This window comes from Streptomyces sp. NPDC005303 (assembly GCF_040607335.1).
Taxonomy (GTDB): domain Bacteria; phylum Actinomycetota; class Actinomycetes; order Streptomycetales; family Streptomycetaceae; genus Streptomyces.
The window spans coordinates 1-25,808 of record NZ_JBEXGM010000017.1 but is presented as its reverse complement, the minus strand read 5'-3'; the positions used below and the strand labels follow the sequence as shown (position 1 = coordinate 25,808).

General features: G+C 69.9%; 27 protein-coding genes and 1 pseudogene. 20 read left to right on the top strand and 8 right to left on the bottom strand.

The genetic code is table 11. The features are described 5' to 3' along the window. Window positions 1–181 precede the first annotated feature (181 nt). Window positions 182–701, top strand: a pseudogene (locus ABZT93_RS23300) (FAD-dependent monooxygenase); the annotation flags it as partial. A 1,481-nt stretch (window positions 702–2,182) separates the two neighbouring features. Further along, window positions 2,183–2,524, top strand: a complete 342-nt coding sequence (locus tag ABZT93_RS23295) for a hypothetical protein (RefSeq protein WP_356107458.1) — start codon at window positions 2,183–2,185, stop codon at window positions 2,522–2,524. Window positions 2,525–2,713: 189 nt separating this feature from the next. Here the strand turns inward: ABZT93_RS23295 and ABZT93_RS23290 are convergent, their stop codons facing one another. Beyond that, window positions 2,714–3,091 (bottom strand): STAS domain-containing protein, encoded by a 378-nt coding sequence (locus tag ABZT93_RS23290; protein WP_356107455.1) that lies wholly within the window; start codon window positions 3,089–3,091, stop codon window positions 2,714–2,716. Between the two features lie 134 nt (window positions 3,092–3,225). Between ABZT93_RS23290 and ABZT93_RS23285 the strand changes: the two genes are divergently transcribed. Then, window positions 3,226–3,705 (top strand): ATP-binding protein, encoded by a 480-nt coding sequence (locus ABZT93_RS23285; RefSeq protein ID WP_356107453.1) that lies wholly within the window; start codon window positions 3,226–3,228, stop codon window positions 3,703–3,705. A gap of 112 nt (window positions 3,706–3,817) precedes the next feature. Here ABZT93_RS23285 and ABZT93_RS23280 read toward each other — a convergent pair whose 3' ends face one another. From ABZT93_RS23280 to ABZT93_RS23270, 3 genes are all read right to left on the bottom strand, one after another. Then, window positions 3,818–4,063: an ANTAR domain-containing protein gene (locus ABZT93_RS23280; RefSeq protein ID WP_356107450.1), complete on the bottom strand. Its 246-nt coding sequence runs from the start codon at window positions 4,061–4,063 to the stop codon at window positions 3,818–3,820. A 673-nt stretch (window positions 4,064–4,736) separates the two neighbouring features. Beyond that, complete coding sequence (locus ABZT93_RS23275) at window positions 4,737–5,789, bottom strand: nuclear transport factor 2 family protein (protein ID WP_356107447.1); 1,053 nt, start codon at window positions 5,787–5,789, stop codon at window positions 4,737–4,739. Between the two features lie 83 nt (window positions 5,790–5,872). Further along, window positions 5,873–7,141 carry a multidrug effflux MFS transporter gene (locus ABZT93_RS23270; RefSeq protein ID WP_356107443.1) on the bottom strand — a complete coding sequence of 423 codons (1,269 nt, stop codon included), beginning with the start codon at window positions 7,139–7,141 and terminating at the stop codon, window positions 5,873–5,875. A 138-nt stretch (window positions 7,142–7,279) separates the two neighbouring features. Here ABZT93_RS23270 and ABZT93_RS23265 point away from each other — a divergent pair, with 138 nt between their 5' ends. The 14 genes from ABZT93_RS23265 (at window position 7,280) to ABZT93_RS23200 (ending at window position 18,590) form a co-directional block, all read left to right on the top strand. Further along, entirely contained in the window at window positions 7,280–8,737 is a 1,458-nt protein-coding gene (locus ABZT93_RS23265; protein ID WP_356107441.1) for an MFS transporter, read from the top strand. 126 nt (window positions 8,738–8,863) lie between these two features. After that, window positions 8,864–10,096, top strand: coding sequence for an ATP-binding cassette domain-containing protein (locus ABZT93_RS23260; protein ID WP_356107796.1), 1,233 nt, complete (start codon window positions 8,864–8,866; stop codon window positions 10,094–10,096). After that, window positions 10,093–11,316, top strand: coding sequence for an ATP-binding cassette domain-containing protein (locus ABZT93_RS23255; RefSeq protein ID WP_356107438.1), 1,224 nt, complete (start codon window positions 10,093–10,095; stop codon window positions 11,314–11,316). Before ABZT93_RS23260 ends, ABZT93_RS23255 begins: the two co-directional genes overlap by 4 nt. Next, window positions 11,199–11,606 (top strand): ATP-binding cassette domain-containing protein, encoded by a 408-nt coding sequence (locus ABZT93_RS23250; protein ID WP_356107435.1) that lies wholly within the window; start codon window positions 11,199–11,201, stop codon window positions 11,604–11,606. Before ABZT93_RS23255 ends, ABZT93_RS23250 begins: the two co-directional genes overlap by 118 nt. 9 nt (window positions 11,607–11,615) lie before the next feature. Continuing rightward, window positions 11,616–12,074, top strand: coding sequence for a MarR family transcriptional regulator (locus ABZT93_RS23245; protein WP_356107431.1), 459 nt, complete (start codon window positions 11,616–11,618; stop codon window positions 12,072–12,074). A gap of 2 nt (window positions 12,075–12,076) precedes the next feature. Beyond that, on the top strand, window positions 12,077–12,292 hold the full coding sequence (locus ABZT93_RS23240) for a hypothetical protein (protein WP_356107428.1): 216 nt from the start codon (window positions 12,077–12,079) through the stop codon (window positions 12,290–12,292). Between the two features lie 9 nt (window positions 12,293–12,301). Further along, a complete protein-coding gene (locus ABZT93_RS23235) occupies window positions 12,302–12,748 on the top strand; it encodes an ATP-binding protein (RefSeq protein WP_356107426.1) in 447 nt (148 codons plus the stop codon). A 207-nt stretch (window positions 12,749–12,955) separates the two neighbouring features. Further along, window positions 12,956–13,312: an STAS domain-containing protein gene (locus ABZT93_RS23230; RefSeq protein ID WP_356107424.1), complete on the top strand. Its 357-nt coding sequence runs from the start codon at window positions 12,956–12,958 to the stop codon at window positions 13,310–13,312. After that, complete coding sequence (locus ABZT93_RS23225) at window positions 13,312–14,244, top strand: anti-sigma factor RsbA family regulatory protein (protein ID WP_356107421.1); 933 nt, start codon at window positions 13,312–13,314, stop codon at window positions 14,242–14,244. The genes ABZT93_RS23230 and ABZT93_RS23225 overlap by 1 nt, the downstream gene beginning before the upstream one ends. A gap of 110 nt (window positions 14,245–14,354) precedes the next feature. Further along, on the top strand, window positions 14,355–15,203 hold the full coding sequence (locus ABZT93_RS23220) for an RNA polymerase sigma factor SigF (protein WP_356107418.1): 849 nt from the start codon (window positions 14,355–14,357) through the stop codon (window positions 15,201–15,203). Between the two features lie 1,123 nt (window positions 15,204–16,326). Continuing rightward, window positions 16,327–17,154 (top strand): hypothetical protein, encoded by an 828-nt coding sequence (locus tag ABZT93_RS23215; RefSeq protein WP_356107416.1) that lies wholly within the window; start codon window positions 16,327–16,329, stop codon window positions 17,152–17,154. After that, window positions 17,127–17,321, top strand: coding sequence for an integrase (locus ABZT93_RS23210; RefSeq protein ID WP_356107413.1), 195 nt, complete (start codon window positions 17,127–17,129; stop codon window positions 17,319–17,321). Before ABZT93_RS23215 ends, ABZT93_RS23210 begins: the two co-directional genes overlap by 28 nt. A 79-nt stretch (window positions 17,322–17,400) precedes the next feature. Then, a complete protein-coding gene (locus tag ABZT93_RS23205; RefSeq protein ID WP_356107411.1) occupies window positions 17,401–18,306 on the top strand; it encodes a HipA family kinase in 906 nt (301 codons plus the stop codon). Further along, window positions 18,303–18,590: a SelT/SelW/SelH family protein gene (locus tag ABZT93_RS23200; protein WP_356107408.1), complete on the top strand. Its 288-nt coding sequence runs from the start codon at window positions 18,303–18,305 to the stop codon at window positions 18,588–18,590. Before ABZT93_RS23205 ends, ABZT93_RS23200 begins: the two co-directional genes overlap by 4 nt. Window positions 18,591–18,602: 12 nt before the next feature. On the opposite strand, the gene aceB is transcribed toward ABZT93_RS23200, so the two are convergent. Both aceB and ABZT93_RS23190 read right to left on the bottom strand, forming a co-directional pair. Beyond that, window positions 18,603–20,237, bottom strand: coding sequence for a malate synthase A (aceB, locus tag ABZT93_RS23195; RefSeq protein WP_356107405.1), 1,635 nt, complete (start codon window positions 20,235–20,237; stop codon window positions 18,603–18,605). A 184-nt stretch (window positions 20,238–20,421) separates the two neighbouring features. After that, complete coding sequence (locus tag ABZT93_RS23190; RefSeq protein WP_356107403.1) at window positions 20,422–21,021, bottom strand: nucleotidyltransferase family protein; 600 nt, start codon at window positions 21,019–21,021, stop codon at window positions 20,422–20,424. Between the two features lie 206 nt (window positions 21,022–21,227). Here ABZT93_RS23190 and ABZT93_RS23185 point away from each other — a divergent pair, with 206 nt between their 5' ends. Beyond that, entirely contained in the window at window positions 21,228–21,512 is a 285-nt protein-coding gene (locus ABZT93_RS23185) for a DUF5955 family protein (RefSeq protein WP_356107399.1), read from the top strand. Here the strand turns inward: ABZT93_RS23185 and ABZT93_RS23180 are convergent. Beyond that, on the bottom strand, window positions 21,509–22,213 hold the full coding sequence (locus tag ABZT93_RS23180; protein WP_356107396.1) for a DUF6304 family protein: 705 nt from the start codon (window positions 22,211–22,213) through the stop codon (window positions 21,509–21,511). The two genes, ABZT93_RS23185 and ABZT93_RS23180, sit on opposite strands and share 4 nt — an antisense overlap. Beyond that, a complete protein-coding gene (locus ABZT93_RS23175; protein ID WP_356107394.1) occupies window positions 22,210–23,004 on the bottom strand; it encodes an IclR family transcriptional regulator in 795 nt (264 codons plus the stop codon). The genes ABZT93_RS23180 and ABZT93_RS23175 overlap by 4 nt, the downstream gene beginning before the upstream one ends. Before the next feature lie 263 nt (window positions 23,005–23,267). Between ABZT93_RS23175 and allB the strand changes: the two genes are divergently transcribed. Both allB and alc read left to right on the top strand, forming a co-directional pair. Then, a complete protein-coding gene (allB, locus tag ABZT93_RS23170) occupies window positions 23,268–24,605 on the top strand; it encodes an allantoinase AllB (RefSeq protein ID WP_356107391.1) in 1,338 nt (445 codons plus the stop codon). Window positions 24,606–24,636: 31 nt separating this feature from the next. Beyond that, on the top strand, window positions 24,637–25,788 hold the full coding sequence (gene alc / locus ABZT93_RS23165; RefSeq protein ID WP_356107389.1) for an allantoicase: 1,152 nt from the start codon (window positions 24,637–24,639) through the stop codon (window positions 25,786–25,788). Window positions 25,789–25,808 lie beyond the last annotated feature (20 nt).

The following is a 25,808-nucleotide window of genomic DNA, read 5'->3' as shown; positions in this document are numbered from 1 at the left end:
TTCGCCATCTGGTGCTCCTTGGGCGGGGGAGGGGTGTGCGGTGGCTGAACAAGCCGGCTCGGGCGCCGAACGAACCACCCCTCGCGCTGAGCCGCCAGGCATCTTCCACCGCATCTGATTGAACAGGTGACGAACATGGACGAGCTGCGACGCCTCGCCAACCAGGGCAACACCACAATCAATCGCGTTCGCCGACGGCCGGGCCGAGTGGCACGCGGTGCTCAACTCGCCGCCTAAGGTGCGGCATGCGGACGCCCTTGAAGCAATGCGCCGCCGCTTCGGGGAATGGCATGTTCCGATGCCCGAGCTGCTGAGTGCGACCCGGTCCGGCGCCGTCCTGCACCATGACATTCACGAACTGGTGACGCCCTTGCCCGCCTTCACCGCAGGTCGGATCGTGCTGCTCGGTGACGCGGCCCACGCCATGACACCGAACCTCGGCCAGGGCGCCTGCCAGGCACTGGAGGACGCCGCCGTGCTGGCCGCCCGCCTCGTCGCCGAACCCACCGTCGAATCAGCGCTGGCCCGTTACGACACCGAGCGCCGCGCGCGCCGCCCGCCAGGCCGGCCGGATGGGCCAACAACTGACGCACCCCCTGGCCGTCGCCCTGCGCAACACCGCTCTCCGGCTGGCCCCCTCCCGCGCGATGGTCCGCAGCACCCTGCGGCATGCCGACCGGACACCGCCGGGCCTGGGCTGACAGCACCGGACCCGCTCCACGGCCGGCCAACGGCACTCTTCGAGCGTCGCTTCGCGATGGCCTGCCGCCCCCGTAGCAGTCCGTGACGCTCCCAGATCCGGACGGTTGTCAGGTGGCCCGCCCCCTGGATGAGCCCGCAACCACATTCAAGGAGCGTCAACACCGCACGGCCCCCCCCCACAGCGTTGCTACTTCACATCAACATTTTCGGACCCGGTGATCGCTGAGTGCTGCCCAAAGCCGTCGACAATCGTTCCCCGCTCCCACTTGCAGAACCACGGGTGGGCGGAGCTTCTGGAGCGGTACTTCCCGCCGGAGCTCCCCGACCCCGACCACACCACCGAGTAGACCGTCCACGGCGCCGACCACGCTGCCGCCGCCCTCGTCCATCACTTCGACCACGGATGGTCAGTGCGGCGGTGGTGTCCAGAGGCGGACGTCGGCGGGGGAGCGGTCGGGGCGGGCGCGGTGCCGGCGTGCGGGGTGGCACCACCGGCCAGCAGCGTCGCGGGCGACGTCGACGCCGACTTCCACCAGCTCGGGTCCCACCAGGGTGATGTTCAGTGTCTCGCGGCTGCCCCACTCGGCGCGGCACGACCAGCCCCTCCAGGGCCGGCCGTGCCGGTCGGAGCTGGCAGGCGGCGAACGTGCTCTGGCCGTCCGGGCAGGTTGATTAGGCGGCCGGTGTACTGCGGGCGCCCGTCGTCGTACCTGCCGAGCACGGTCCACGGGGAGCGGTCAAGGAGCCGGTGACAGTACCGACGATCGCCTCCGTGGTTTCGTGCGTTTTGTACTTCTGCCAGCCCCTTGAGGGCCGGTAGGAATCGTCCAGCCGCTTGAAGAGGTCACCCTCGATTCCGGCTGAGGTCCACCGCAGTCACTCGCTCACGGGGTCCGGGCGGGTGGTCGACGGACACAGCACCAACGGCGGGATGAGCCCGCGGGCGTCGAACACGGACTCGGGGGGCGGCTCAGTGCCGCCGGTGGGGCCATCCGGTCGTGTCTGTCCTGGACAGCCGCAGGACGTCGAACGTGACGAAGTGGGCCATCCACTCTGTACCGCCCGGGCCACCCCGGCTCTGTGCTGGGCAAGTCTGTTCCGCAGCCGCTCGAACGCGAGGCGGCCCGCGGCATCCCATACGACCGGCTCGTCGTTCATGTGAGCTACTACGGGTGCCTGACCAGCGGCCGCCTCCGGCTGCGGGCCGCTCCTGCGTCGGCCGGGGCAGCGGCCTGGACCGATCGAACAGCGGCTTCGGTTGGCGTACGTGCCGATCACGGCCGCCTCGGTACGGGGTCACGTGGGTCTCGCTGTGCGACGATGGGTGGACACGAGACCGGCCGGCGCTGCGGGTGCCGGTCTTCGGGTTCTGGGCGTTGCCCCCTTCCAGGGCATCCAGCTCCCGCCATCGCCGGTCCGCCCTTCTTGAGGGGCGCTTCGCCGTTGGGCTCCTCACCCCCTAGAAGGGGGCTGGCCCACCATGCACTTCACCAAGCGGATCGACGGCACTGCCGCCCACATCACCGTGCACGGAGAGATCGACTACACCACCCTGCCCCTACTCCGTGCCGCCGCTGCCGGGCTGCCGCCTAATGTGACCGAGCTGGTCTGGGACCTGCACGATGCGTGCTTCATGGATGTCGCGGGCCTCCACCTGCTCTTCGAACAGCCGTCACCACAGGGGCCGCCCCTCAAGACGACAGTCACGAACCTCGCGCCTCAGCCGCTGCGGCTGCTGCTTCTGGCCGCCGAGGTGAACCCGGCCCTGGAATTCGCCCAACTGCTCCCCGACACACTCCCGGCCGCCCTGCTCGATGACTGACAAGGGCACAGTCGTCGCCGGATGAGGCGGCGACCCGGGCGGCGCCGGGCGACCCGGGTGCGCGTGGACTCCAGTTCAGCGAGGTCCGCGGGGGCACCGGGGGAGAGAACCTGGTCGACGTCGGTCCGAGCGGCGGGCAGAAAGCAAGGACGAGGCAGAGACCACCTGAGCTGTCCTCGCTGGATTCCGTCAGTGGCTGAGCGCCTGGCGGAGAGTGGGATGGCAGTCGATGACGGTGTCGACGCCGACGATGTGCAGCGTGCGCATCACGGAGTCGGCGGGCGCTGCCAGGCGTAGCCAGCCACCGGCGCCGGTGGCGGTGCGGTGGGCGGCGATGAGGATGTTGATGCCGGTGGAGTCCATGAAGGTGATCCGTCGCATGTCGACCACGACCCGCGGCCGCGCGGTGTCGGCGACGGCCAGGGCCTGACGGAGCGTCTCGCCGGTGTCGTGGTCGATCTCGCCGGCGAGCGTGAGTACGCGGATGCCGTCAGTAGCGGTGGCCACGACCGACAACTGGCCCGGCTGCGCCGTCGGTTCGGTGTCCGGCATCTCTTCTCGAGCCATGTCGGTGATACTGGCACACCAGCACTCACCTGCAGTACTGCCCCTGCACCGTACGGGTAATGCCTTGGTGCCGAAGGCGTAAAGCGTGTGCCGCGGGTACGCGTGGGGAGTGGACGAGGCAGAGACGGGCCGCGATGGAACCGATTCGAGTGGGTGAGGACATTCCTTCGCCGGGCGAGCAGGCCATACAGACCACGGTGGCCCTGGAAGGCGACGGCGCGAGCATCGCCCACGCCCGCCACCTCGCTGCGGACTTCCTCACCCTTGTCCAGGCCGAGCACGGCTTGCCGATCTCGCAGCGCGCCGTGGATGTGACCCGGCTGGTGGTCAGCGAACTGGTCACCAACGCCCTCAAGTACGCGCCGGGACCGGTCCTGCTGGATTTGCGGATCGTCGGCGATGCGGTCGAGGTGGTGGTGTGGGACAGCGATCCGGTACTGCCGATGGCCCGGGCCGCCGACGTAGGCCGGGTAGGCCAGCACGGCCTGGAGATCGTGATGGCAGTCACCCAGAGCTTTAACGCGCAGCGCGCCTCGGTGGGCAAACGCATCACCGCCCGCATTGCGCTCCTGGATGACTCCGGCGGCGCCATCACCGGACACCCGCTCCGGTAGGACGGCGCGGCCGCCCCGGTCAGACGGGGTGTGAGCCTGCGGTCCAACGGGCAGCAGGAAAGGGCGGTTTCTCCCCTGGTGTCACGGCCCTTCCCTGTCAGGCACCGTCCCGCTACCCGGATGTACCGTTTTCACGCCCGGCCTGCCATGCCTTGATGGCCGCTGCGAGGTGTTCTTGAAGATGCTCGGGTATGGGGGTGCCGGTGGCGGCCTGGGTGATGGCTTCGGCGACCGTGTGGAGTTTGGTGTTGGTGTGCTGGGAGACGGTCACCAGGATCTCCCAGGCTTCTCGCGGCGGGCAGCCGTAGCCGGCCGCCAGCCCGCCGCGGGCCATGTCGATGACCGGTCGGGTTTTCATGGCCCGCTTGAGTTACTCACGTTCTTGCCGCAGCTCGTCAGCGGTATCGAGCTGCTGCTCGTTTCCGTCCGTGGGCGCGGAGTTGGTCAGCGAGAGGTCCTGTCGTGGGGAAGGCCGCATGACCCTCGCCTGCCCTCCGCTCTCGACCGGCACACGCACGTATGCCCGTAACGCTTCCTCTGGCCGGAATGATCAGCCTGTCGATGGGAGAGCGTCGTCCACACCGAGCGGGGTGATGGCTCTGGTGGCTTCCAGCATCCGCAGCGGGGGCTTACCTCATGATCTCGGGATACTCCCCGGATTCTCCCCAGGGGTGTCGACATCCCGGGCGGCGGTGACAAGCGGAATCACCGCTGCCAGGGACACGTTGAGTGCCTGCAGTTCAGGCTGGGCGAGGCACCGAGCCCGTCCTGTTCTGGTCAGTTGTCCGGAAGAGACCAGGTTCTCGGCATAGACGCCGGAGAGGTCGTTCTCCGGACGCATGCGGCTGGGGGCTGGGGGCCATGGCGCTCAGGTTGCCCGCTGCACCCGGGGGAGGGGGACCGGGCAACCGACCTGATCCGAGCCTCGGACACCGCAGCCCGTTACGGCTGAGGCGTCTCGCTGTCGGAGGCCGACCGAACCGGCGCTGTTTCGATCGGCCTCCCAGGCGCTCATGGCCGGGCAGTCGGTGTCACTGTTCGATGGCCTTGGCGGCGAGGTCGGTGAGCATGGCGGTGTCGGCGTAGGCGCCGTTCCAGACGGTGGTGAGGCGTTCGATTTTGCCCCAGGGGTCGAGTTCGAGGGCGGTGATGCCGCGCGGGACCGGACCGTCGGCGGCGGTCCACTCGTAGCCGCCGCCGGTGTCGTTGCCCAGGACATGGTGCAGGCCGGTGTCGGCGCCGATGTACGGCAGTGCCGAGGCTGCCTTCGTCAGGAAGGTCTGGATGCTGGCGCGGCTGGTGATCTGGAGGTGCGCCGGTACGTCCTCGTAGACGGCGTCCGTGGAGAACAGGCGCATGGCGGCGGATATGTCGCCGGCCCGCAGGGCGTTCGCGAGGCTGGTGGCGACGTGCCGCATCAGGGGTGAGGCGGTCTCGCCGACGGTCGACTGGCGGAAGTCCGTGGGCCACTGGGCCGGGGGTTCCTGCTCCTTCTGCCAGCCGGTGACGCCGAACTGGCGGGCGTCCCAGTAGTCGACCCAGCGTTCGATCCTGCCGTCGCGGCCGAAGTTGACCGCGCCGAAGTTGCGGACCTGACCGGGGCCGAACATGCCGGGGGTGTCGGTGAAGACGAGGATGGCGCTGGTGGTGTCGCCCAGGAGCCGGGTCGGGTAGGACCTGCTGTTCGTCGGCCAGGTGCGGTACCAGCCGGCCAGCGCGGTGCGCATGTCCTTCCACGCGTACCAGTGCCAGCCGAGGATCGCGTCGATGTAGGTGAACCGGGTGCGGGAGAAGTAGGACATCTGCCAGTCGAGGTTCTTGTCGCTCTTGGCCTGGAAGTAGCCGCGGATGTGGGCGGCGAGGGCCGGGGTGGCGTGGGAGGTGTCGGGGAGCACGTCGACTCCCTTCACGTACTGGAAGCCCCCGTGCTCGTCGTTCGCGGAGCCGCCGAGTTCGCGCGGGTCCGCCCACGCGTCGACGGCCGGCAGCAGGGCGGTCGCGGCGAGCGCGGTGGTGCCGACGGCGGCGCCGCGCAGGAGCCCGCGCCGCGTGGTCCCGCGGGTGGCCTCGGAGTTGTCCTTCATCGGGATCTCGATTCTTTCGTGTGTGCGTGTGGGGGAAATCCGGCGCGGAGTGGATCGTGAGGTGCGCCGGAAGCTGTGAGCGGTCAGCGGGCGGCCGTGACCTCGCCCTGGAACTGCCAGGGGCGGACCAGGACGACGAGCGCGACCGCGCCGAGGATGAGCGCGCCGAGCATGATCGAGGCCATCGGGAGCGAGCCGGCCTCCCCGAAGATTCCGACCAGCGAGGAGGCGAGCGCGCCGAGGGCGAACTGGAGGCCGCCCAGGAGGGCGGATGCCGCTCCCGGCGAGGTGCGGCCCAGGTTCTGGCCGAGGGTGAGGGCGGCCGGGACAACCGCACCGAACGCGGACATGATGACGAACTGGGTGACCCAGGAAGCGGCGAGGTTCTCGCCCGCGACGGCCGTGATCACGACCTGGGCGAGCGCTCCCGCCGTCGCAACCGCCACGGAGACCGTCAGCAGGGTGTTCATCTGTATGCGACGGGCCAGCCGGGAGAAGACGGCACCGGCGGCGAGCTGACCGGCAGAGTTGACGGCGAAGACCAGCGCGTACATGCCGGCGGACAGGTGGTGGACACGTTCGAAGACGAAGCTGGAGCCGCCGATGTAGGCGAAGAGCGCCGCCGAGGAGAAGCCGAGCACCAGCGTGTTGCCCAGAAAGGCCCGGTGGCGCGCGAGGCGGCCCATCGCGCGGCACGTACCGCCCAGCCCGCCGGGGTGCCGACGCTCCGGCGGCAGCGTCTCCCGGACCTTGACGATCACCCCGGCGGCGAGCAGCACGCCGATCACGCCCAGGGTCAGGAAGACGGCCCGCCACGACCAGGCCGACGTGATCCCGCTGCCGATGATCGGTGCGACGACGGGGGCCACGGACATGATCTGGCCGAGCAGCGCGATGTACCGGGCCACGTCATGCCCGCGGAAGCGGTCCAGGATCACCGCCCGTGCGAGCACCATCCCCGCGGCGCCGGCCACCCCCTGCACGAAACGGGCGACCAGGAGCGCCGCGATGCCGGGTGCGAGCGCGCAGGCCAGGGCCGTGAGGGCGAATCCCACGCAGCCCGCGATCAGCGGTCGGCGCCGGCCGACACCGTCGCTGAGCGGGCCGATGACGAGCTGGCCCACGACCACGCCGGCCAGGAAGGCCGTCAGGGTGAGCTGGACGGCCGAGCCACCCGTGTGCAGCGAGGCGCTCATCGCGGGGAAGCCCGGCACGTACATGTCGATGGCCAGCGGGCCGACGGCGGTCAGCAGGGCCAGTACGAGGAGCAGCCCCGCTCTCGGTTCGCCACGCTCTCGCCCGGCACCTCGCACCGCCACGACGAGCGGTCCGCATGCGTCGCTGTGAGTCATGTCTACAGCTCTACAGGTTGATTGCTGGCGCACGCAAGTAAAAAGTTACGTACGCAAGTAAATAATCTCTTGTTTAGTTACGCGCGCAAGTTTTATAGTTACCTGCGCAAGTAACTTTTCGTCCTGGGAAGGCTGATCATGACCACCACACGCGTACGCGCCGCCCGGCATCACACCCGGGACCGCGCCGACGAGCTGCCCCCGTTCGGCGTGCTGGTCCTGCTGGCGGGCGCATTCCTGCCGATCATGGACTTCTTCATCACCAACGTCGCCCTGCCCAGCATCGACACCTCCCTGCACGCGTCGACGTCCTCGTTGCAGCTGGTGATAGCCGGATACGGCGTCGCCTACGCGGCGCTGCTGGTCCTCGGTGGCAGGCTCGGCGACCGTTACGGCCGCCACCGGCTCTTCATCGGTGCCCTCGTCGGCTTCGTCCTGGCCTCGCTGGCCTGCGGCCTCGCGCCGGACGTCGACCTGCTGATCGCGGCCCGGATCGTCCAGGGAGCCACCGCCGCAGTGCTGGTGCCGCAGGTGCTCGCGACCTTCCACCACACCCTGGACGGCGAGCGCAAGGCGCGCGCCCTGGCCCTGTACGGGGCGACCTCGGGCATCGCCGCGGTGGTCGGCCAGCTGGTGGGCGGGCTGCTGGTCAGCGCGGACGTCGCCGGCACCGGCTGGCGGCCGATCTTCCTGGTCAACGTGCCCATCGGACTGGTCGTCCTGGTGGTCGCGGCCCGGATCGTGCCCGCGACCAAGTCCCCTCACCCGGTCGGCGTCGACCTGCCCGGCACCGTCCTGTTCGCCGCCACCCTCGTTGCCCTGCTCGTGCCGCTGACCGAGGGGCATGCGCTGGGCCGGCCCTGGTGGTCGTGGGCGCTGCTCGGCCTGGCAGTGGTCCTCGGCGCCGTGACCTACCTGGTGGAGCGGCGGGCCGAGCGGCGCGGGGAGGTGCCGCTGCTGCCGCCGTCACTGCTGCGGCTGCCGTCGATGTCCCGGGGCCTGCTGATGGTGCTGGCCTTCAGCATCGGATTCGGCGCGTTCATGTTCGTCTTCGCCCTGACCGTCCAGAACGGGCTGCACGAAGACGCCCTCCACGGCGGTCTCGCGATCCTCCCCATGGCCCTGCTGTTCTTCGCGGGATCCGTGCTGGCTCCGCGCCTGATCAGCCGCTTCGGCCGGGCCGCGCTGGCCGCGGGAGCCGTCGTACAACTGGCCGGTCTGGCCTGGCTGGTGGCGGTGCTCGTGACCGGCTGGCCGCACGTCGGCGTGTGGGCCATGGCCGCGCCCCTGGCCCTGGCCGGAGCCGGCCAGTCGATGCTGTTCGCGGGGTTGTTCCGCAGCGTCCTCGCCGACGTGCCCACCCACCTCGGCGGCATCGGCAGCGGAGCGCTCATCACTCTCCAGCAGAGCGGCCTCGCCCTCGGGGTCGCCACCCTCGGCACCCTCTACATCAGCCTCGCCCCCCACGGCGTCCCGCACGCCTTCGCCACCGTGGAGTACGTCCACATCGGCATCGTCGCCTTCCTCGCCCTCGGCGCCGCCGCGCTGCCCCGCTTCACCCCGGGCGCCGTCAGCACTCCCGTGACCGACGCCTGACACCAGGCCGTACCCAGTGAAGAGCAACCATGACCACCATCGAACCCGACCCGGAAGCAGACCGCCGGTCCTGCTTCGAGCCCGCCCTGGAGCTGCTCGGCCGGATGTACTCGGCGGCCCTTGAACATGCGCCTCGCCGGACTGCTCGCCGAGGCGGGCGCCATGGAACGGCAGGCGGCGGCCACGTATCTCGGAGCCGTCGTCCTGGACAGCTTCCGCGGCATGCGCACCCTCCGCGGCGTCGGCGCGCTGACCCGCCGAAGGGCCGAACTCGCCGACGCGGACTCCGACTTGAACGACACGACGATGGCGATCGTGCGACGCGCCTTCGTCTCCGGCGCGGTGACCGACGTCGTGATCACCTTCTCCGTCGCGGTCAACGCCACCTACATCGGACTGTCCCTGCTGGGCTACGTCCACATCGCGGCAGCACCCCATGTGAGCCTGTTCGGCGGGCTGTTGGCACTGCTGCTCTGCCCGATGTACTTCCAGCCGATGCGTGCGCTCGCGGCGACCCACCACAGCCGGGAACGCGCAGCCGCGGCGGCACCCGCGCTGATGCCCCTGCTCGCCGAACCACACCCGCTCCGGCAGCCCAACCCGCGGGCCACGACGGGGCCCTGCGACATCCGCCTGGACGGCGTCACCCTCCGTTTCCCGCACACGGACCCGCCGGTCCTGGCACAGGTGGACCTGACGATCCCCAGCGGACGGTGGACGGCCGTCACCGGACCGTCCGGCGCCGGGAAGACCACTCTCCTGTCGCTGATCGCCGGTGCCCGGGAGCCGAGTTCGGGAACCGTGCGATGGCAGTCGCCCGCCGGGGCGTCCCGGCCGCATCTCGGTGCCTGCGTGTGGATCGGCCAGCAGACTGTCCTCCTGCCGGGATCCATCGCGGACAACCTCCGCATCGCCCGGCCGTCCGCCACCCCGGCCGACATCGAGCACGCCGTCGCGGCGGCCGGCCTGACCGATGTCGTCGCCCGGCCGTCCGCCACCCCGGCCGACATCGAGCACGCCGTCGCGGCGGCCGGCCTGACCGATGTCGTCGCACGGCTCCCGCACGGCCTGGACACCAGGCTGGGGGAGGGCGGCGCGGGCCTGTCCATCGGCGAAGCCCGCCGAATAGCCGTCGCCCGGGCATTCCTGCGCGACACCGGCTTGTGGATCCTCGACGAACCGACCGCCCACCTGGACCCCGCCGCCGAGGCCCGAATCATCGACGTGCTGCGCACCGCCACACAGGGCCGGACCGTCGTCGTCGCCACGCACTCAGCCGCCTTGGCCCGCCGCGCCGACGCCGTGTTCAGCCTGGCCGACGGCACCCTCCACGCCGTACGGGAGGCGACCCCCGTATGAATGACACCCGCCGCCTGCGACTGGTCCCCCTCTGGGGGCTGCTGATCGCCGTGCTTGCGGAGAGCTGCTCGATCGGACTCGTCGGACTGTCGGGATGGTTCATAGCCGGCTCGGCCGTGGCCGGCGCCACCGCCTACAGCACCTTCTCCTACCTCGCCCCCAGCGGCGGGGTAGGCGGCCGGGCCCTGAGCGGAATCGCCACCCACTACACGAGCCGCGTCGTGCTGCACTCCGCCGCACTGCACCGGACCGGCGCCGCCAGGCTCGCCTTCTACGACCGCGCGGCCGAGGACTCCAGCGCCCACCGCCAGTGGTCCGGGCAGGCCCTCGACCGGGTCATGGCCGACGCGGACACCGAGGGCATGGCCCTCATCCAGGCGACCACACCCATGACCGTGACGGCCTGCCTCACCGCGGGCGGCTGCCTGGCCGTCGCGATCGTCGGCTACCCGGCCGTCGCAGTGGTCGTCGCCGCGGCCTTCTGCGCCATCCTCGCCACGGTCACCGCCCGCGGCCGAACCGATCCCGGCACCACGCGCGCCACCCTGCGCACCGAACTCGCCGCCGCCTATGACAACCAGCAGGTCCGGCGTACGGCCGCCACCGCCCGCGCCCTCGGCGCCACCCGCGCGGTCAGCGCGATCACGCTGCTCCTCACCGTCCTGCTCGCCGAGGCACACGGCGCCGATGTCACCACCCTCGTCTTCCTCGCCCTGCTCGTCACGGGCGTGGCGGCCAACGCCGAACGCCTCGTCGCGGCGGCGGAGGCACGCGCGCTGGCCCGCACAGCCGCGGAGCGGCTCTCGTCGACCGACTCCGCCGCGATCGGCTCCCACCTCAACGCCCTGTCCATCCAGGGCACTTACGGCCACCGCGGCCTGACGGTGACCGGGGGCCGGGTCCCGGCCGCTCCGGCGAGGCAAGGCCGTCGGATCGAGGTCACGGTCCCGGCCGGCCAAACCCTGTTGGTCACGGGTGCCTCCGGAAGCGGCAAGACCACCCTCCTGGAGGCCGTTGCGGCGGCCCTGCACCAGACCTCCAGTACCTGCGGGCAGCCCACGGTGACCAGCGTGTCGGCGGATGACCATGTGTTCACCGCACCGTGGCCACCAACATCCGGCTCGCCGACCCCCGGGCCTCGGACGACGAGATCGAGGAACTCCTCGCCGCCATGGGACTCGACCGCAGCGGACTCACCCAGGGAACGAAGGTCGGCGTAGGCGGACGTGGCCTGTCCGGCGGCGAACAACGCCGCCTGCATCTCGCGCGTGCCCTCGCCACCCGCCCTGACGTGCTGCTCGTCGACGAACCCACCACCGGTCTCGACGCCGACACCGCCACCTGGGTACTCGCCGCCCTGCGCCGCAGACTGCCCGACGCCGTACTGGTCCTGGCTATGCATCGAGCCACCGGCGTTGCCAGAACCTCCGGCAGCACCCTGGATCACGGTCAGCTTCGACGCATGAGGGCGAACGAAACGTTGCGTGCACACGTAAGTAAACCAAGCTAAGGTAGAGGCATGACCGACAGCGACGAGAACGCCCCGCTCACCGCCGAGGAGAAGGCCGTGATACGGGCGCTCCGGCCGGCCATGGCCGCACTGATGCGCGCCTTTGACGAGGACCTGAGGCGGGCACAAAACCTGAGTCATACGGAGTACATCACCCTGATGTTCCTGTCCGAGGCCCCCGACCGGACCATGCGTCTGAGCGATCTGGCCGAGCTCGTCCAGCAGTCGGCCTCGGCGCTCGGGCGCACCGTGCGCCGTCTGGAGGCCGACGGTCTGGTCTCGCGCGAACAGTCCACCGAGGACGCTCGCTCCTTCAACGCCGTCCTCACCGACGCGGGAAGTGCCCGCCTGGAGCAGGCGGTGCCGGTGCACGTCGCCAGCGTCCGCCGTCATCTCTTCGACCACCTCGAAGGCGTCGACCTCGCCAAGCTGGCCACCGCGTTCCAGCACATCACCGGGACTCGCTGAGCGTGTCGCGCTGCACTTCCGGAGTCGACCTGCGCCGATCTCCGCCCCGGTACTCAGAAGCGGCAGGCGCACCCGGCGACCCGTCGGCAGGCGTCCGCCGCTCCGGACTCCTCGTCGTCCTGACACTGTTCGCCGCCGACGACAGCCTGTTGGCGCCGGCGGCCGCGGGTATGGCGGTCTTCGAGGAGACAGCAGGCTTCGTGTGCGGTCATCCCTGATCGAGCGATGTGCACGACGGCTCCGCGAAATTCGTGAACGGCGAACCGACCATCCCATCCTGCGAGTCGCGTTTCTCCGCTGTCACGGCGAGCATCGCGGCTGCCCGGCGCTGGGTCCGCGACTGCGTGGAAGGGTTCGGCGGCCCGCTGCACCAACACCGGGTGATCCAGACCGCCGAACTGCTCGTCTCGGAACTGATCACCAACGCCATCCGTCACGGCGTCGGCCCACCCCTGATCCGGCTCACCTGGAACGGCCGACTGCTGCGCATCGCGGTCAGTGATGACAGCGAGCGCTGGCCGCGCATGCGTGTCACCAAGGACACCGAGCCCGGCGGCTTCGGCATGCAACTCCTCGAACGGCTCGCGCACCGCTGGGGCGTCACACCGCGCCACCCCCGGCAAAACGGTCTGGGCCGAACTCAGCCTCGCTCCCTGAGCTCGCCCTCCCGCTGAGCGTGAGTCGGCATGGGCGCCATCACGGGAGGACACCTACTCGGTCGCATGAGCTCCACCAGCTCGCCTCATCGGGACCCGTGCAGGTCAGGCCCGCCCGATTCTCTCGCTTGGTCGGGCTGGGCCTCCGCGGTGCCTGACCGGGTATTGTGCAGGGCGATCGATATGAGCTGCCGTACGGCCGAGCCCGGGGGGACTGGGGACGGCGTGGATATCGCACCTGGCGCGGGCGGTCCCTCTGCCGCGCCGCCACGTGAGGCGGTACTGCAGATCGATCCGTTGCCCGACAGTTCGGGGCTGGGGGTGATCGGGGAGATCAGCATGAACACACGGACGGTCTGGCAGCAGGCGCTGCAGCAACTGGTCGAACGCGGCACGGATGTGCATCACGTGGATCTGTCCCAGGTGCGATTCGTGGATGTGGCCGGCGTGACGGACCTGGCGGTCACCGCCCAGCGTCTCCCCGAGGGACAGCGGATCGTACTTCACCGACCTCCGGCGCAGCTGCCGCGCATCCTCGAACTCTTCTGGCCCGGGCTTGCTGTGATCGAGGTGGCTGCGTGATGACCACAGTCACCTCGTACGAGCCATTCGTGCACCCGGCGCTCTTCTACGAGGGGACCGACCAGTACGTCGCGGCAACGGTTCCCTTCCTGCGGGAAGGGCTGGACGCCGGTGAGCCCGCTGCCGTCGCAGTTCCGCCGGATCGTTTGAAGCTGATCCGCGAGGGGCTCGGTGATCGAGCCGCACTGGTCCGTTTCATCGACATGACCGAGGCCGGCCGCAACCCAGGCCGCATCATCGCCAACGTGCTGCGCAAGTTCGCCGACGCCCAACCCGGCGCTTGCCGGGTCCGCATCATCGGGGAGCCGATCTGGCAGGGCCGTTCCGCTGACGAGTACCCGGCGTGCGTCCAGCACGAGGCGCTGATCAATGCCGCTTTCACCGGGCGCGCGGTGACCATCCTCTGTCCCTACGACGCTGGGCAACTAAGCCAGCAGGCACTCTGTGACGCCCTGGCGACCCACCCGGTCGTCATCGACGCCGACGGTGAGAGGCAATCCACCGCCTACAGCCCCGAAGAGATCACTGCTCGCTACAACCAGCCCCTGCTCGCTCCACTCGACGCTGCGGCCTGTACCTTCGCCGCACCGACGTTGCCCGAGGCCCGCGACTTCGCGGTGTCCCGGGCGCGGTCCCTGGGCGTGTCCGGCGTGAGCCTGGGAGACCTGGAACTCGCGGTGGCGGAGCTGACCACCAACAGCGTCGTCCACGGCGCCGGCTCGGGGACACTGCGGATCTGGACCGAGAGCGACCGGATCGTCTGCGAGGTCCACGACGGCGGACAGCTGACCGATCCGCTGGCCGGCCGCCGCCCGCCGAATCCCACGCAGCCCGGCGGCCGTGGACTTCTGCTGGTCCACCAACTCGCCGACCTCGTCCGTGTCCACACCGGCCCTGACGGCACCACCATTCGCTGCTACCTCCCCAGCTGACCACGGACCCGCTCGACACGGCACAGGTATACGTGCGGGAAGACGGGGTAGCAGCTGCGTCGTCGGCTGCAGGAGGTACCGGTCGGCTCGAACTTTGGGAGGGGCACAGCATGGCGCTCATGAGTATTCCGGCGGCAGTGGACGCACGAACGAGCGAGCTGCCGGAGGTCACCGATCCCTCCCGGGTTGCGCCCAAGGACGCCCGTGAGCTCTCCCGGCTGTTCTTCGACCAGCTGGCGGTCCTGGAAGAGGGCACGCCCGAGTACAGCTACGCCCGCAACACGCTGATCGAGATGAACATGTCCCTCGTCCGCTACGCGGCCGGCCGCTTCCGCAGCCGCGGCGCGGAAGAAATGGAGGACATTGTCCAGGTCGGCATGATCGGCCTGATCAAGGCCATCGACCGGTTCGAGCTGACGCGCGAAGTGGAGTTCACCTCCTTCGCGATCCCCTACATCGTGGGCGAGATCAAGCGGTTCTTCCGCGATACCACCTGGGCCGTACACGTGCCGCGCCGGCTGCAGGAAGCCCGCGTCCAGCTCGCCCGCGCCACCGAGGAACTGCGCAGCCGGCTCGGCCGCACCCCCACGGTCAAGGAACTGTCGGAGCTGATGAGCCTGCCCGAGGAAGAGGTGCGGGAAGCCCGGCTTGCCGCCAACGGCTACAACTCCTCCTCCCTGGACGCCGCGATCGGCGGCAGCGAAGACGGCGAGAGCGCTCTGCAGGACTTCATCGGCGCCGAGGACCAGGCGCTGGAACTGGTGGAGGACTTCCACACCCTCGCACCGCTGCTCGCCGAACTCGGCGAGCGCGACCGGCAGATCATCCACATGCGGTTCGTGGAAGAACTCACCCAGGCCCAGATCGGCGAACACCTGGGCGTGTCCCAGATGCATGTCTCCCGACTCCTGTCACGGACCCTGGGGCGCCTGCGTGAAGGCATGCTCACCCAGCGCTGAGGCCACCGGCAAAGCGGTGCCAGGTCCAGGTCCGCAAAGTCCGCCGACGGACTTTGGAGAGAACCGGGCGAGGACTGGTCGACCGGCGGCGCCGCCATCGACCCCGAAAAAACCCTGGACGTGTGTCGCCGTGCGGCCCACCTGTCGCCGTACGACCCGATCCCCTGGGTGATCAGACTCGGACTGCTCCGCCTTCACGGGCGACCGCGTGAGGCCGTACTCCCCATCTGGGAGGAGATCCGTAAGCGCGACGCCTGGAACCGGGAAGCATGCCTTCAAGTACTGGGCTATCTGTCCCCGGAGGAACAGGGCTCCCTCACGGAACTCCTCGACTTCGTCGACAGCGTGCGGGCGGTGATGCCACCAGGAGCCCCGGTGGCAGCCATGCCTCTGCTCACCAGCGTGAGGGACTACCACAGACGTGTTGCCGCCGGCGGAGCGCTGTCGGGTCTGGAAGCAGCCCGGTACCGGACCCAGCCCCAGGCGGCGCGCGTCCTGGACCGTGCCCTACGCGACCTGCTGTCGCCGGACTTCCTGGGGACAGCGGCCGCCCTCGCCGACCTCAACCTCTTTGCCTATGCGCTCGTCAAGGCCAACCGTGCAGACCAAGCGGCACCGGTGTTCCTCAAGATCGACGAGATCGTCACTCCCTGGCCATGGGGCATGGATGGCGATCCGATGGAGCGGTTCACCTACTGGCAGCGGCGTTCACTCGACGGACGATGTCTGGGGCGGGATGGTGGACAAGAACTGCCACGTACGCCTGGGCGGTTATCGGGTGCTTTCCGGGGGATGAGCCGCTTCCCTCTCACGAGGCGGTGTGGACTGGAGGGCGTGACTCCAACGGCGACCGGTGAAGCAGCGCGGGACATGATGTGCGAGGTGGCCTCCGGCGTGAGCAGGACGAAGCTCGCGGGCAACTGGTCGTGGCAGTCCGGGCTGCCCAAAAGTGGGCGGGTCGGGTTGTCGGCCGTGACGCTCGTTTTCGACGTCCTGGAGGACGCCAAGGCGTGGCTCCGTCGGGCAGCCACCGACGAGGAGCGCGGCGAGTTCGTGGATCCGCGCGATGGGTCCATCACGCTGGCCGACTACATTGCGTTGCACTGGGCGCCGGGTAGGGGAGATGTTCCGAAGCCAGGGCCACCAGGAGCGGAGAGCGCGCCTTCTCATCGTCCCGCATCTGGGCGAGCTCCCGCTCAGGAACATCACGGCGGCGGAACTCCGCACGTACATCGCCACGTTGGAGACGACAGTCTCCTCGGTCGACTACCGGCGCGGCATCCTGTCCGAGCTCTCCAGCGTTCTGGAGGCGGCCGTCGATGACAAACGGCTCCTCACAAACCCCATGCACGCGAAGTCGGTCCGGTGGCCGAAGGCGCCGAAGGAGCGACGCGAAGCGTGGTTGCTGGAGAGGGCACTCCACGTCCGGGACGTGATCAGCCCTCAGCACCGGATATCCGTCGTATTCGGACTGGGGTGCGGACTTCGGCAGGGTGAAGTCTTCGGACTGAGTCCGGCGGACATCGACTACGGCCGAGGTGTCCTCCATGTTCGTCGCCAAGTTCAGGCGATCAAGGGGAGGCTGTACTTCGCCTTGCCGAAGGGTGCCAAGACACGCATCGTCGACATGCCTCTCTCGGTGGCTGACGAGCTGAAGTGTCACGTCGAAGCGTTCCCGCCGGTGGAGGTGGAGCTTCCGTGGGGAAAGCCGGACGCGGACAAGCAGCGGAAGAAGTTCTCCCTCCTGCTCACTACGCGATTCGGCAACGCCGGGGCGGTCAACACGTGGAACACCTACACCTGGAAGCCGGCACTGGCCAAGGCCGGCATCATCCGCCGCGCGCCAAGGGCGCGAAGGACTGGCAGTGGGAGGCCGCGCCGAAGGACGGCTTCCATGTGCTGCGGCACACCTATGCCTCGATCATGCTGGAAGCGGGAGAGTCCGTGGTGACGCTGGCGCGATGGCTTGGGCACTCCTCCCCGGCTGTCACGCTTGGTTACTATGCTCACTTCATGCCGGAGGCGGGAAGCAAGGGCCGCACCGCCATCGACGGACTGCTGGGGAGGCAGGGTGATGAGCATGCCAGCCGAAACTCCCCAGATTCTCCCCAGGGCTGATCGAGGAGGTTTTCCTGGATCGCACCTGGTTGGAGCTCGCTATGACATCTAAGGAAAACAAGATGCGGAGCCTTGGAAGATGCTGAGAGAGGTTACCGCGACCCGCTACATCGAGCCCCTGCGCACCGGCGGCTCCGTCCCCGGCGTCGTCGAGGCCGACGACCTGGGCACCTACGTCGTGAAGTTCACCGGCTCCGCCCAGGGTCGCAAGGCGCTGGTCGCCGAGGTGATCGTCGGTGAGCTGGCTCGGGCATTGGGGCTGCGCTTCCCCGAGCTGGTCCTGGTGCACTTCGACCCGGCGATCGCCGACAGCGAGCCGCACCAGGAGGTGCGGGACCTCCACGCGGCGAGCGCGGGAGCGAACCTCGGCATGGACTACCTGCCGGGCGCGCGTGACTTCACCCCCGAGATCGCCAGGACCTTCCCCGTGGACCCGCTGGAGGCCGGCCGGATCGTCTGGCTCGACGCGCTGACCGTCAACGTCGACCGTACGGTCCACAGCTCGAACCTGATGGTCTGGCCGACGCTCGGCATCGCGCCCCCGCGGCTGTGGCTGATCGACCACGGTGCCGCCCTCGTCTTCCACCACCGCTGGGAGGGCACGGACCCCGCGAAGTCCTACGACTTCCGCCATCACGCCCTCGGCCACTACGGCCCCGACGTCCGCGCCGCCGACGCGGAGCTGGCGCCCAGGGTCACCCTCGACCTCCTGCGCGAGGTCACCGCGGCCGTACCCGACGCCTGGCTCACCGACTTCACGACCCCGGCAGAGGCACGCGAGGCCTATGTGACGTACCTCCACGCGCGTGTGCGGGCGTCCGGGTCATGGCTGCCCACCGACTTCCCCTCCCGGGAGGAACTCGCCGCCGAGGAGGCACAACGGGCGGCGAGGACACAGGAAGGCCGGCCCCAGTGGCTGAAGCGGGTCCCCGACCTGCACGGCAAACCGGCCGCGGAACAGGATTGGTCGGTGCACCTCGGATGACGGAGCTTTCCTCGGACTCCCGGCGGGTCGAGATCGAGTACTGCACCCAGTGCCGCTGGCTGCCGCGCGCGGCCTGGCTGGCGCAGGAACTGCTCACGACCTTCGAGACCGAGTTGACGGAACTGGTGCTCAAGCCAGGCAAGGGCGGGATCTTCGTCGTGCGCGTCGGCGGCGAGGTGGTCTGGGACCGGCGGGAGCAGGGCTTCCCCGAGCCCACGGCGGTCAAGCAGGCCGTACGCGACCGAGTGGCCCCGGGGAAGTCCCTGGGCCACTCGGACAAGTGAGCCTCTTGAAGATCAGCCGCGCAGCTGCTCGTACGCCGGCAGGGTCAGGAAGTCCGCGTAGTCGGCGTCGAGGGAGACCTGGAGCAGCAGGTCGTGGGCCTGCTGCCAGTGTCCGGCCGCGAAGGCCTCCTCGCCGATCTCCCGGCGGATGTTCGCGAGCTCCTCGGCGGCGACCTCGCGGGCCAGTTCCGGGGTGGCCTTCACCGTGTTTCCCGCGTGCTCGAACTCGACGCCCGCGTTGATCCACTGCCAGATCTGCGAGCGGGAGATCTCGGCGGTGGCCGCGTCCTCCATGAGGTTGAAGATGGCCACCGCGCCGAGTCCGCGCAGCCAGGCCTCGATGTAACGGATGCCGACCTGCACGGCGTTGACCAGGCCGTTGTACGTCGGCTTGGCCTCCAGCGAGTCGATCGCGATCAGGTCGGCCCCCTCCACGTGGACGTCCTCGCGCAGCCGGTCCTTCTGGTTGGGCTTGTCGCCGAGGACCTTGTCGAAGGACTCCATGGCGATCGGGACCAGGTCGGGGTGGGCCACCCAGGAGCCGTCGAAACCGTCGCCGGCCTCGCGGTCCTTGTCGGCGCGGACCTTCTCGAAGGCCACCTTGTTGACCTCGGCGTCCCGGCGCGACGGGATGAACGCCGCCATGCCGCCGATCGCGTGCGCGCCCCGCTTGTGGCAGGTGCGGACGAGGAGTTCGGTGTACGCGCGCATGAACGGGGCGGTCATCGTCACCGCGTTGCGGTCCGGGAGCACGAACTTGGCGCCGCCGTCACGGAAGTTCTTGACGATGGAGAACAGGTAGTCCCAGCGGCCCGCGTTCAACCCGGAGGCGTGGTCGCGGAGTTCGTAGAGGATCTCCTCCATCTCGTACGCGGCCGTGATCGTCTCGATCAGGACGGTCGCGCGGATGGTGCCGTGCGGGATGCCGGTGTACTCCTGGGCGAAGACGAACACGTCGTTCCACAGCCGTGCTTCGAGGTGCGACTCGGTCTTCGGGAGGTAGAAGTACGGCCCCTTGCCGAGGTCCAGCAGCCGCTGGGCGTTGTGGAAGAAGTACAGACCGAAGTCGACGAGCGCGCCCGGGACCTGGGAGCCGTCCGCGTCGACCAGGTGCCGCTCGTTCAGGTGCCAGCCGCGCGGGCGCATGACGACGGTGGCGAGCTCCGCGTCGGCCTTGAGCGCGTACGACTTGCCGGACCTCTCGTCCGTGAAGTCGATGTTCCGGGTGTACGCGTCGACCAGGTTGACCTGCCCGAGGATGACGTTCTCCCACGTCGGGGCCGAAGCGTCCTCGAAGTCCGCGAGCCACACCTTCGCCCCGGAGTTCAGGGCGTTGATGGTCATCTTGCGGTCGGTGGGGCCGGTGATCTCGACCCGGCGGTCGTCCAGGGCCGCGGGGGAGGGGGCCACCTTCCAGGAGTCGTCCGCGCGGATCGCGGCCGTCTCCGGGAGGAAGTCGAGCGTGGAGGTGCGGGCGATCTCGGCGCGGCGTTCGGCGCGGCGGGCGAGGAGCTCGTCACGCCGGGGCGTGAACCGGCGGTGCAGCTCGGCCACGAAGGCGAGGGCCGCCTCGGTGAGGACCTCCCCCTGCCGCGGCAGGGGCTCGGCGTCGACGATGGCCAGCGGGGACGGCGCTGGTGCGGACATGAGCTGTCACTTCCTTCAGCGGTGGCACCGGGTGCCAGTCGAACCGGGTACGCGAGCGGCGCCCCTCGCAGGGGCAGGGCGCTTCTGAACAGTGGATACTAGTTTCCTCATCGTGGAAGTTCAATCGTTTGTTGATGTCGAGATTCTCCGGGTCGAGCAATGGTGGCTCTGCGTGCCACCGCGTTCACTCAAGGTGTGCCAGATCCGCCGGCGTGTCGATGTCGTAAGGCTCGGCCACGTCCCGGCACTCGACGAGCGTGAGGGCGTGCTGGTGCTCCTTCAGATAGGCGCGTGCCCCCCGGTCGCCGGTAGCAGTCGCCGCGATCCCGGCCCAGTGCGCGGCACCGAGGAGGACGGGATGGCCGCGTACGCCGTCGTAGGCGGCCGAGACGAGCGAGGTCTCGTCCTCGTAGGCGGCGAGCACCCGGCGTACGGCCTCCGCCCCGATGCCGGGCTGGTCGACGAGCGAGACCAGCGCGGCCCGCGCTTCCGTCCCGGCGAGCGAGTCGAGCCCGGCCCGCAGTGACGACCCCATGCCGTCGGCCCACTCCGGGTTCTCCACGAGCACACAGTCACTGAGCTCGGCCCCCTGCCGTACGGCCGCCGCGGCCGCCCCCACGACCACGTGCACCCGGGTGCAGCCGGCCGCGCGCAGGACACCGACCGCGTGTTCGACCAGTGGGCGGCCCCGGTGTTCGAGCAATGCCTTGGGTCGCCCGCCGAGCCGCCGCCCACCGCCCGCCGCCAGCAGCACTCCGGCGACCTGCTGTTCGTTCTCCGTCATGCGTCCTGCATACCTGACGCGCCGGCGTGCGCCGGGTTTCCAAGGGCTGAATTTCGGTCCGTACGGTGGCGCGCTTCGCCTTGCGTGGCGTTTACTGACCCGCGTCCCTCGGGGCCTGACCGCCGCCGCAGGGGCTTCACGACGGTGGGGCGCACGTGGGAGTGCGAGGGGGGAGAGCTGTGTTGCGGATCTTGGGGCAGAGGCCAGTGACCGGCAGCGACAACGATCAGAGAGTGGTGGAGCTGCGGACCGCCGTGTCCCGGCTGCGCCGCGAACTCGCCGCGCACCCGGCCGAGTTCCCCGACCGCGGCATCGCCGAGGACGAACTCGCCGCACTCGCCGCCATGACGATCGACGGCACGCCCGAAGTCCCGCGTCTGCGACGGTCGTTACTGCTGATCGCCGGGGCGATCGGCTCGGTGAGCGCGCTGTCGCGGGGGCTGACCGACGTGCGCAGGGCGGTGGAGCTGTTCGGGGAGCCGCGGCGCTAGGTCGCGTGCGGCCCGCGGTAGGGGAACGGTCCCCGGTACCCCCGGTCGCCGATCCGGTGCTCGAACTCCTCGCACAGCCAGGTCTCCTGGACGAACTCGGTGCGCTCGTCCCAGACGTCGACGATGCTTCCCGGACTCCGCTTGCCCTTGACCAGGCGGTAGCGGTCCTTGATGTCCCGGAAGCAGGCCAGCCCGGCCATCAGCCCGTTGCCGTAGGGGCTGTAGTCGGACCACGCGCAGGCGATGCAGGCCTTCATCCGGGCCGCCCGCGGCAGTTTGCGCTGGATGTCGTGCAGCGCGCTCTCGAAGTCGTCCTGCCCCTCGGCGTTGCGGAACTCGTACCCGTCGAGGAGCAGCGTGGTGGTCAGGGTCTCCGCGTCCAGGCCGCGGCCCGGGCCCGCCGGGTCCCCGAGCCGCAGCGCACAGCGCAGCACCCCCGGCCGGACACCGCTTCCCCGGACCTCGACGGGGATCGGCACCTCCCACTCCAGGAGGCAGGAGCACAGCGCCCCGTCGAAGAACGAGAACATCTGCTCGGGCGGCTCGCCGCCCACCGCGCCGAGGTCCTCCATGGAGTCGCTCTCGAAGCGGACACCTCTGATCGTCGTACGGATCAGCTCCCGGCCGTCCGACTCGAAGACGACGTCCTCGGTGCCGTGCCGGTCGGTGTACCGCCCCGGCCAGCGCTCCAAGGCCGTCACACCGGGCTCTGGCTGGCCAGTGCCTCCGAGAGTTCCGCCGCCACCTGCTGCAGCACCGGCACGATCTTCTCGGTGGCCGCCTCGGTGACCCGCCCCGCCGGGCCGGAGATCGAAATCGCCGCCGCCGTGGGGGAGTTGGGCACCGACACCGCCAGGCAGCGGACGCCGATCTCCTGCTCGTTGTCGTCGACCGCGTAGCCCTGGCCGCGCACGTCCTTCAGGGCGGCCAGGAAGCCGTCCGGCGTGGTGATCGTCTTCTCCGTCGCGGCCGGCATGCCGGTCCGGGCGAGCAGGGCGCGCACCTCGTCGTCCGGGGTGTTGGCGAGCAGGGCCTTGCCGACGCCCGTGGAGTGCGGCAGGACACGCCGGCCGACCTCGGTGAACATCCGCATCGAGTGCTTCGACGGCACCTGCGCGACGTAGACGATCTCGTCCCCGTCGAGCAGGGCCATGTTGGCCGTCTCGCCGGTCTCCTCGACCAGACGGGCGAGGTAGGGGCGGGCCCAGGTGCCGAGCAGCCGGGAGGCCGACTCGCCGAGGCGGATCAGACGCGGACCGAGGGCGTAGCGCCGGTTGGGCTGCTGACGGACGTATCCGCAGGTCACGAGTGTCCGCATCAGGCGATGGATGGTGGGCAGCGGCAGTCCGCTGCTCGCGGACAGTTCGCTCAGTCCGACTTCTCCGCCCGCGTCCGCCATCCGCTCCAGCAGATCGAAGGCGCGCTCGAGGGACTGGACCCCGCCACCGGCGGACTTGGCGGAGTCGGTGGTGCTGGCGCTGGACGTCGGCACGGCGCGTTCCTTTCGGGGCTGCCTGTCGGGTCTGGGCAGGAGGGCAGAAGCCTACCCGGCAGTCGGTTGACTCCCCGCTGGTGCATGGCTACGTTCTGCTTGCTGGAATCTTAATTCCGCTTTGTGGAAACGTCTAGAGTGTCGACGCGAGGCGCCCCTTGAGGAAGTGTGCCCTTGACGACGCTCGACCGGGAGTGAAGACTCCTTCAACAGAAAGTTGAATTCCGTTACGCGGAAGTTAACGGCGGCAGAGAGGGGTCCGGGTGTCCGACACTGAACTGGTGCTGCGCTCGACGCGCGTCATCACACCCGAGGGGACGCGGCCCGCGTCTGTCGCGGTCGCCGGCGGCCGAATCGCGGCGGTACTGCCGTACGAGGCCCCCGTGGCCGGGAACGCCCGGCTGGAGGACCTCGGCGACGACGTCCTGCTGCCCGGCCTGGTCGACACCCATGTGCACGTCAACGACCCCGGGCGCACCGAGTGGGAGGGATTCTGGACCGCCACGCGCGCCGCGGCGGCCGGCGGCATCACCACCCTCGTAGACATGCCGCTCAACTCCCTCCCGCCCACCACGACGGTCGGCAACCTCCGTACGAAGCAGGAGGTCGCCGCCGACAAGGCCCACATCGACGTCGGATTCTGGGGCGGCGCCCTGCCCGACAACGTCAAGGACCTGCGTCCGCTGCACGAGTCGGGTGTTTTCGGCTTCAAGGCGTTCCTGTCGCCGTCGGGAGTGGACGAGTTCCCGCATCTCGACCAGGACGGGCTCGCCCGGTCCCTGGCCGAGATCGCCTCCTTCGGCGGCCTGCTGATCGTGCACGCCGAGGACCCGCACCATCTGGAAGCCGCCCCGCAGCAGGCCGGACCCAGGTACGCGGACTTCCTGGCATCCCGTCCGCGTGACGCCGAGGACACGGCGATCGCCCAACTCATCGCCCAGGCGAAGCGGCTGGACGCGCGCGTGCACGTGCTGCACCTCTCGTCGAGCGACGCGCTCCCGCTGATCGCCCAGGCCAAGGCGGACGGTGTCCGGATCACCGTGGAGACCTGCCCGCACTACCTCACCCTCACCGCGGAGGAAGTCCCGGACGGCGCGAGCGAGTTCAAGTGCTGCCCGCCCATCCGGGAGTCCGCCAACCAGGACCTGCTGTGGCAGGCGCTGGCCGACGGCACCATCGACTGCGTGGTCACCGACCACTCACCGTCCACGGCCGACCTCAAGACGGACGACTTCGCCACCGCGTGGGGCGGCATCTCGGGCCTCCAGCTGAGCCTGGCCGCGGTCTGGACGGAGGCCCGCAAACGCGGCCACTCCCTGGACGACGTCGTCCGCTGGATGTCGGCGCGGACGTCCCAACTGGTGGGCCTGGACCGGAAGGGCGCCATCGAGGCCGGCCGCGACGCCGACTTCGCGGTCCTCGCACCCGACCAGACCTTCACCGTGGACCCGGCGGCCCTCCAGCACCGCAACCGCGTGACGGCCTACGCGGGCAAGACCCTGTACGGGGTGGTGAAGTCGACCTGGCTGCGCGGCGAACGCATCGTGACGGACGGCGAGTTCACGGCCCCCAGGGGCCGACTGCTCACCCGTACGCCCTGATCCACCCGCACCGGCAACTCCAGAAAGGCACATGTACGTGACGGCGATTCCCAGCTTCACCGGCGACGCGAACCCGTACGGCGGCGGTGACCCGTACGCGGACTACCGCACCGCCGACTTCCCCTTCACCCAGTACGCCAACCTCGCCGCACGGACGCTCGGCGCCGGAGTCATCGCCGCCAACGACGAGTTCTTCGCCCAGCGCGAGAACCTGCTGATGCCCGAGCGGGCCGAGTTCGACCCCGAACACTTCGGGCACAAGGGCAAGATCATGGACGGCTGGGAGACGCGGCGCCGCCGGGGCGCCTCGGCCGAGCACCCCTGGCCGACGGCCGAGTACCACGACTGGGCGCTGGTGCGCCTCGGCGCGCCCGGGGTCATCCGGGGGATCGTGGTCGACACGGCGCACTTCCGCGGCAACTACCCGCAGGCGGTGTCGGTCGAGGGTACGAGCGTCGCGGGTTCCCCGGCACCGGAGGAACTGCTGGGCGACGACGTGAAATGGACGACGCTCGTCCCGCGGACGCCGGTCGGCGGCCACGCTGCGAACGGCTTCGAGGTGTCGCTGGAACAGCGCTTCACCCACCTGCGGGTCAACCAGCACCCCGACGGCGGCATCGCCCGCCTGCGCGTGTACGGCGAGGTCGTCCCCGACCCGGCGTGGCTGGAGGTCCTCGGCACCTTCGACGTGGTCGCCCTGGAGAACGGCGGCCAGGCGGAGGACGCGTCCAACCTCTTCTACTCGCCGGCGTCGAACACCATCCAGCCGGGCCGCTCCCGCAAGATGGACGACGGCTGGGAGACCCGACGCCGCCGTGACCGGGGCAACGACTGGATCCGCTACCGCCTCGTGGCCCAGTCGCAGATCCGCGCGATCGAGATCGACACGGCGTACCTGAAGGGGAACAGCGCGGGCTGGGCCTCGGTGTCGGTCCGCGACGGCGAGGACTGCGACTGGCGGGAGATCCTCCCGCGCACCCGTCTCCAGCCCGACACCAACCACCGTTTCGTGCTGCCGGCCCCGGCGGTGGGCACGCACGCGCGCGTGGACATCTTCCCGGACGGCGGCATCTCCCGCCTGCGGCTGTTCGGTTCACTGACGGAGGCGGGTGCGGCGGTCCTGTCGGCGAGGCGGTGCCCTTGTCGTCCTGGCCTCGCTGGCTGCCGCAGGCGGTCGCGGTGAGCAGGGCGGCGGGCGCGGGC

Bases quoted from the DNA above. Each gene is read 5' to 3' on its own strand.
- ABZT93_RS23295 (WP_356107458.1), top strand. From the start codon at position 2,183: ATGCACTTCACCAAGCGGATCGACGGCACTGCCGCCCACATCACCGTG.
- ABZT93_RS23290 (WP_356107455.1), bottom strand. From the start codon at position 3,091: ATGGCTCGAGAAGAGATGCCGGACACCGAACCGACGGCGCAGCCGGGC.
- ABZT93_RS23285 (WP_356107453.1), top strand. From the start codon at position 3,226: ATGGAACCGATTCGAGTGGGTGAGGACATTCCTTCGCCGGGCGAGCAG.
- ABZT93_RS23280 (WP_356107450.1), bottom strand. From the start codon at position 4,063: ATGAAAACCCGACCGGTCATCGACATGGCCCGCGGCGGGCTGGCGGCC.
- ABZT93_RS23275 (WP_356107447.1), bottom strand. From the start codon at position 5,789: ATGAAGGACAACTCCGAGGCCACCCGCGGGACCACGCGGCGCGGGCTC.
- ABZT93_RS23270 (WP_356107443.1), bottom strand. From the start codon at position 7,141: ATGACTCACAGCGACGCATGCGGACCGCTCGTCGTGGCGGTGCGAGGT.
- ABZT93_RS23265 (WP_356107441.1), top strand. From the start codon at position 7,280: ATGACCACCACACGCGTACGCGCCGCCCGGCATCACACCCGGGACCGC.
- ABZT93_RS23260 (WP_356107796.1), top strand. From the start codon at position 8,864: ATGCGCCTCGCCGGACTGCTCGCCGAGGCGGGCGCCATGGAACGGCAG.
- ABZT93_RS23255 (WP_356107438.1), top strand. From the start codon at position 10,093: ATGAATGACACCCGCCGCCTGCGACTGGTCCCCCTCTGGGGGCTGCTG.
- ABZT93_RS23245 (WP_356107431.1), top strand. From the start codon at position 11,616: ATGACCGACAGCGACGAGAACGCCCCGCTCACCGCCGAGGAGAAGGCC.
- ABZT93_RS23225 (WP_356107421.1), top strand. From the start codon at position 13,312: ATGACCACAGTCACCTCGTACGAGCCATTCGTGCACCCGGCGCTCTTC.
- ABZT93_RS23220 (WP_356107418.1), top strand. From the start codon at position 14,355: ATGGCGCTCATGAGTATTCCGGCGGCAGTGGACGCACGAACGAGCGAG.
- ABZT93_RS23215 (WP_356107416.1), top strand. From the start codon at position 16,327: ATGTTCCGAAGCCAGGGCCACCAGGAGCGGAGAGCGCGCCTTCTCATC.
- ABZT93_RS23210 (WP_356107413.1), top strand. From the start codon at position 17,127: ATGCTGGAAGCGGGAGAGTCCGTGGTGACGCTGGCGCGATGGCTTGGG.
- ABZT93_RS23205 (WP_356107411.1), top strand. From the start codon at position 17,401: ATGCTGAGAGAGGTTACCGCGACCCGCTACATCGAGCCCCTGCGCACC.
- ABZT93_RS23200 (WP_356107408.1), top strand. From the start codon at position 18,303: ATGACGGAGCTTTCCTCGGACTCCCGGCGGGTCGAGATCGAGTACTGC.
- aceB (WP_356107405.1), bottom strand. From the start codon at position 20,237: ATGTCCGCACCAGCGCCGTCCCCGCTGGCCATCGTCGACGCCGAGCCC.
- ABZT93_RS23190 (WP_356107403.1), bottom strand. From the start codon at position 21,021: ATGACGGAGAACGAACAGCAGGTCGCCGGAGTGCTGCTGGCGGCGGGC.
- alc (WP_356107389.1), top strand. From the start codon at position 24,637: ATGTACGTGACGGCGATTCCCAGCTTCACCGGCGACGCGAACCCGTAC.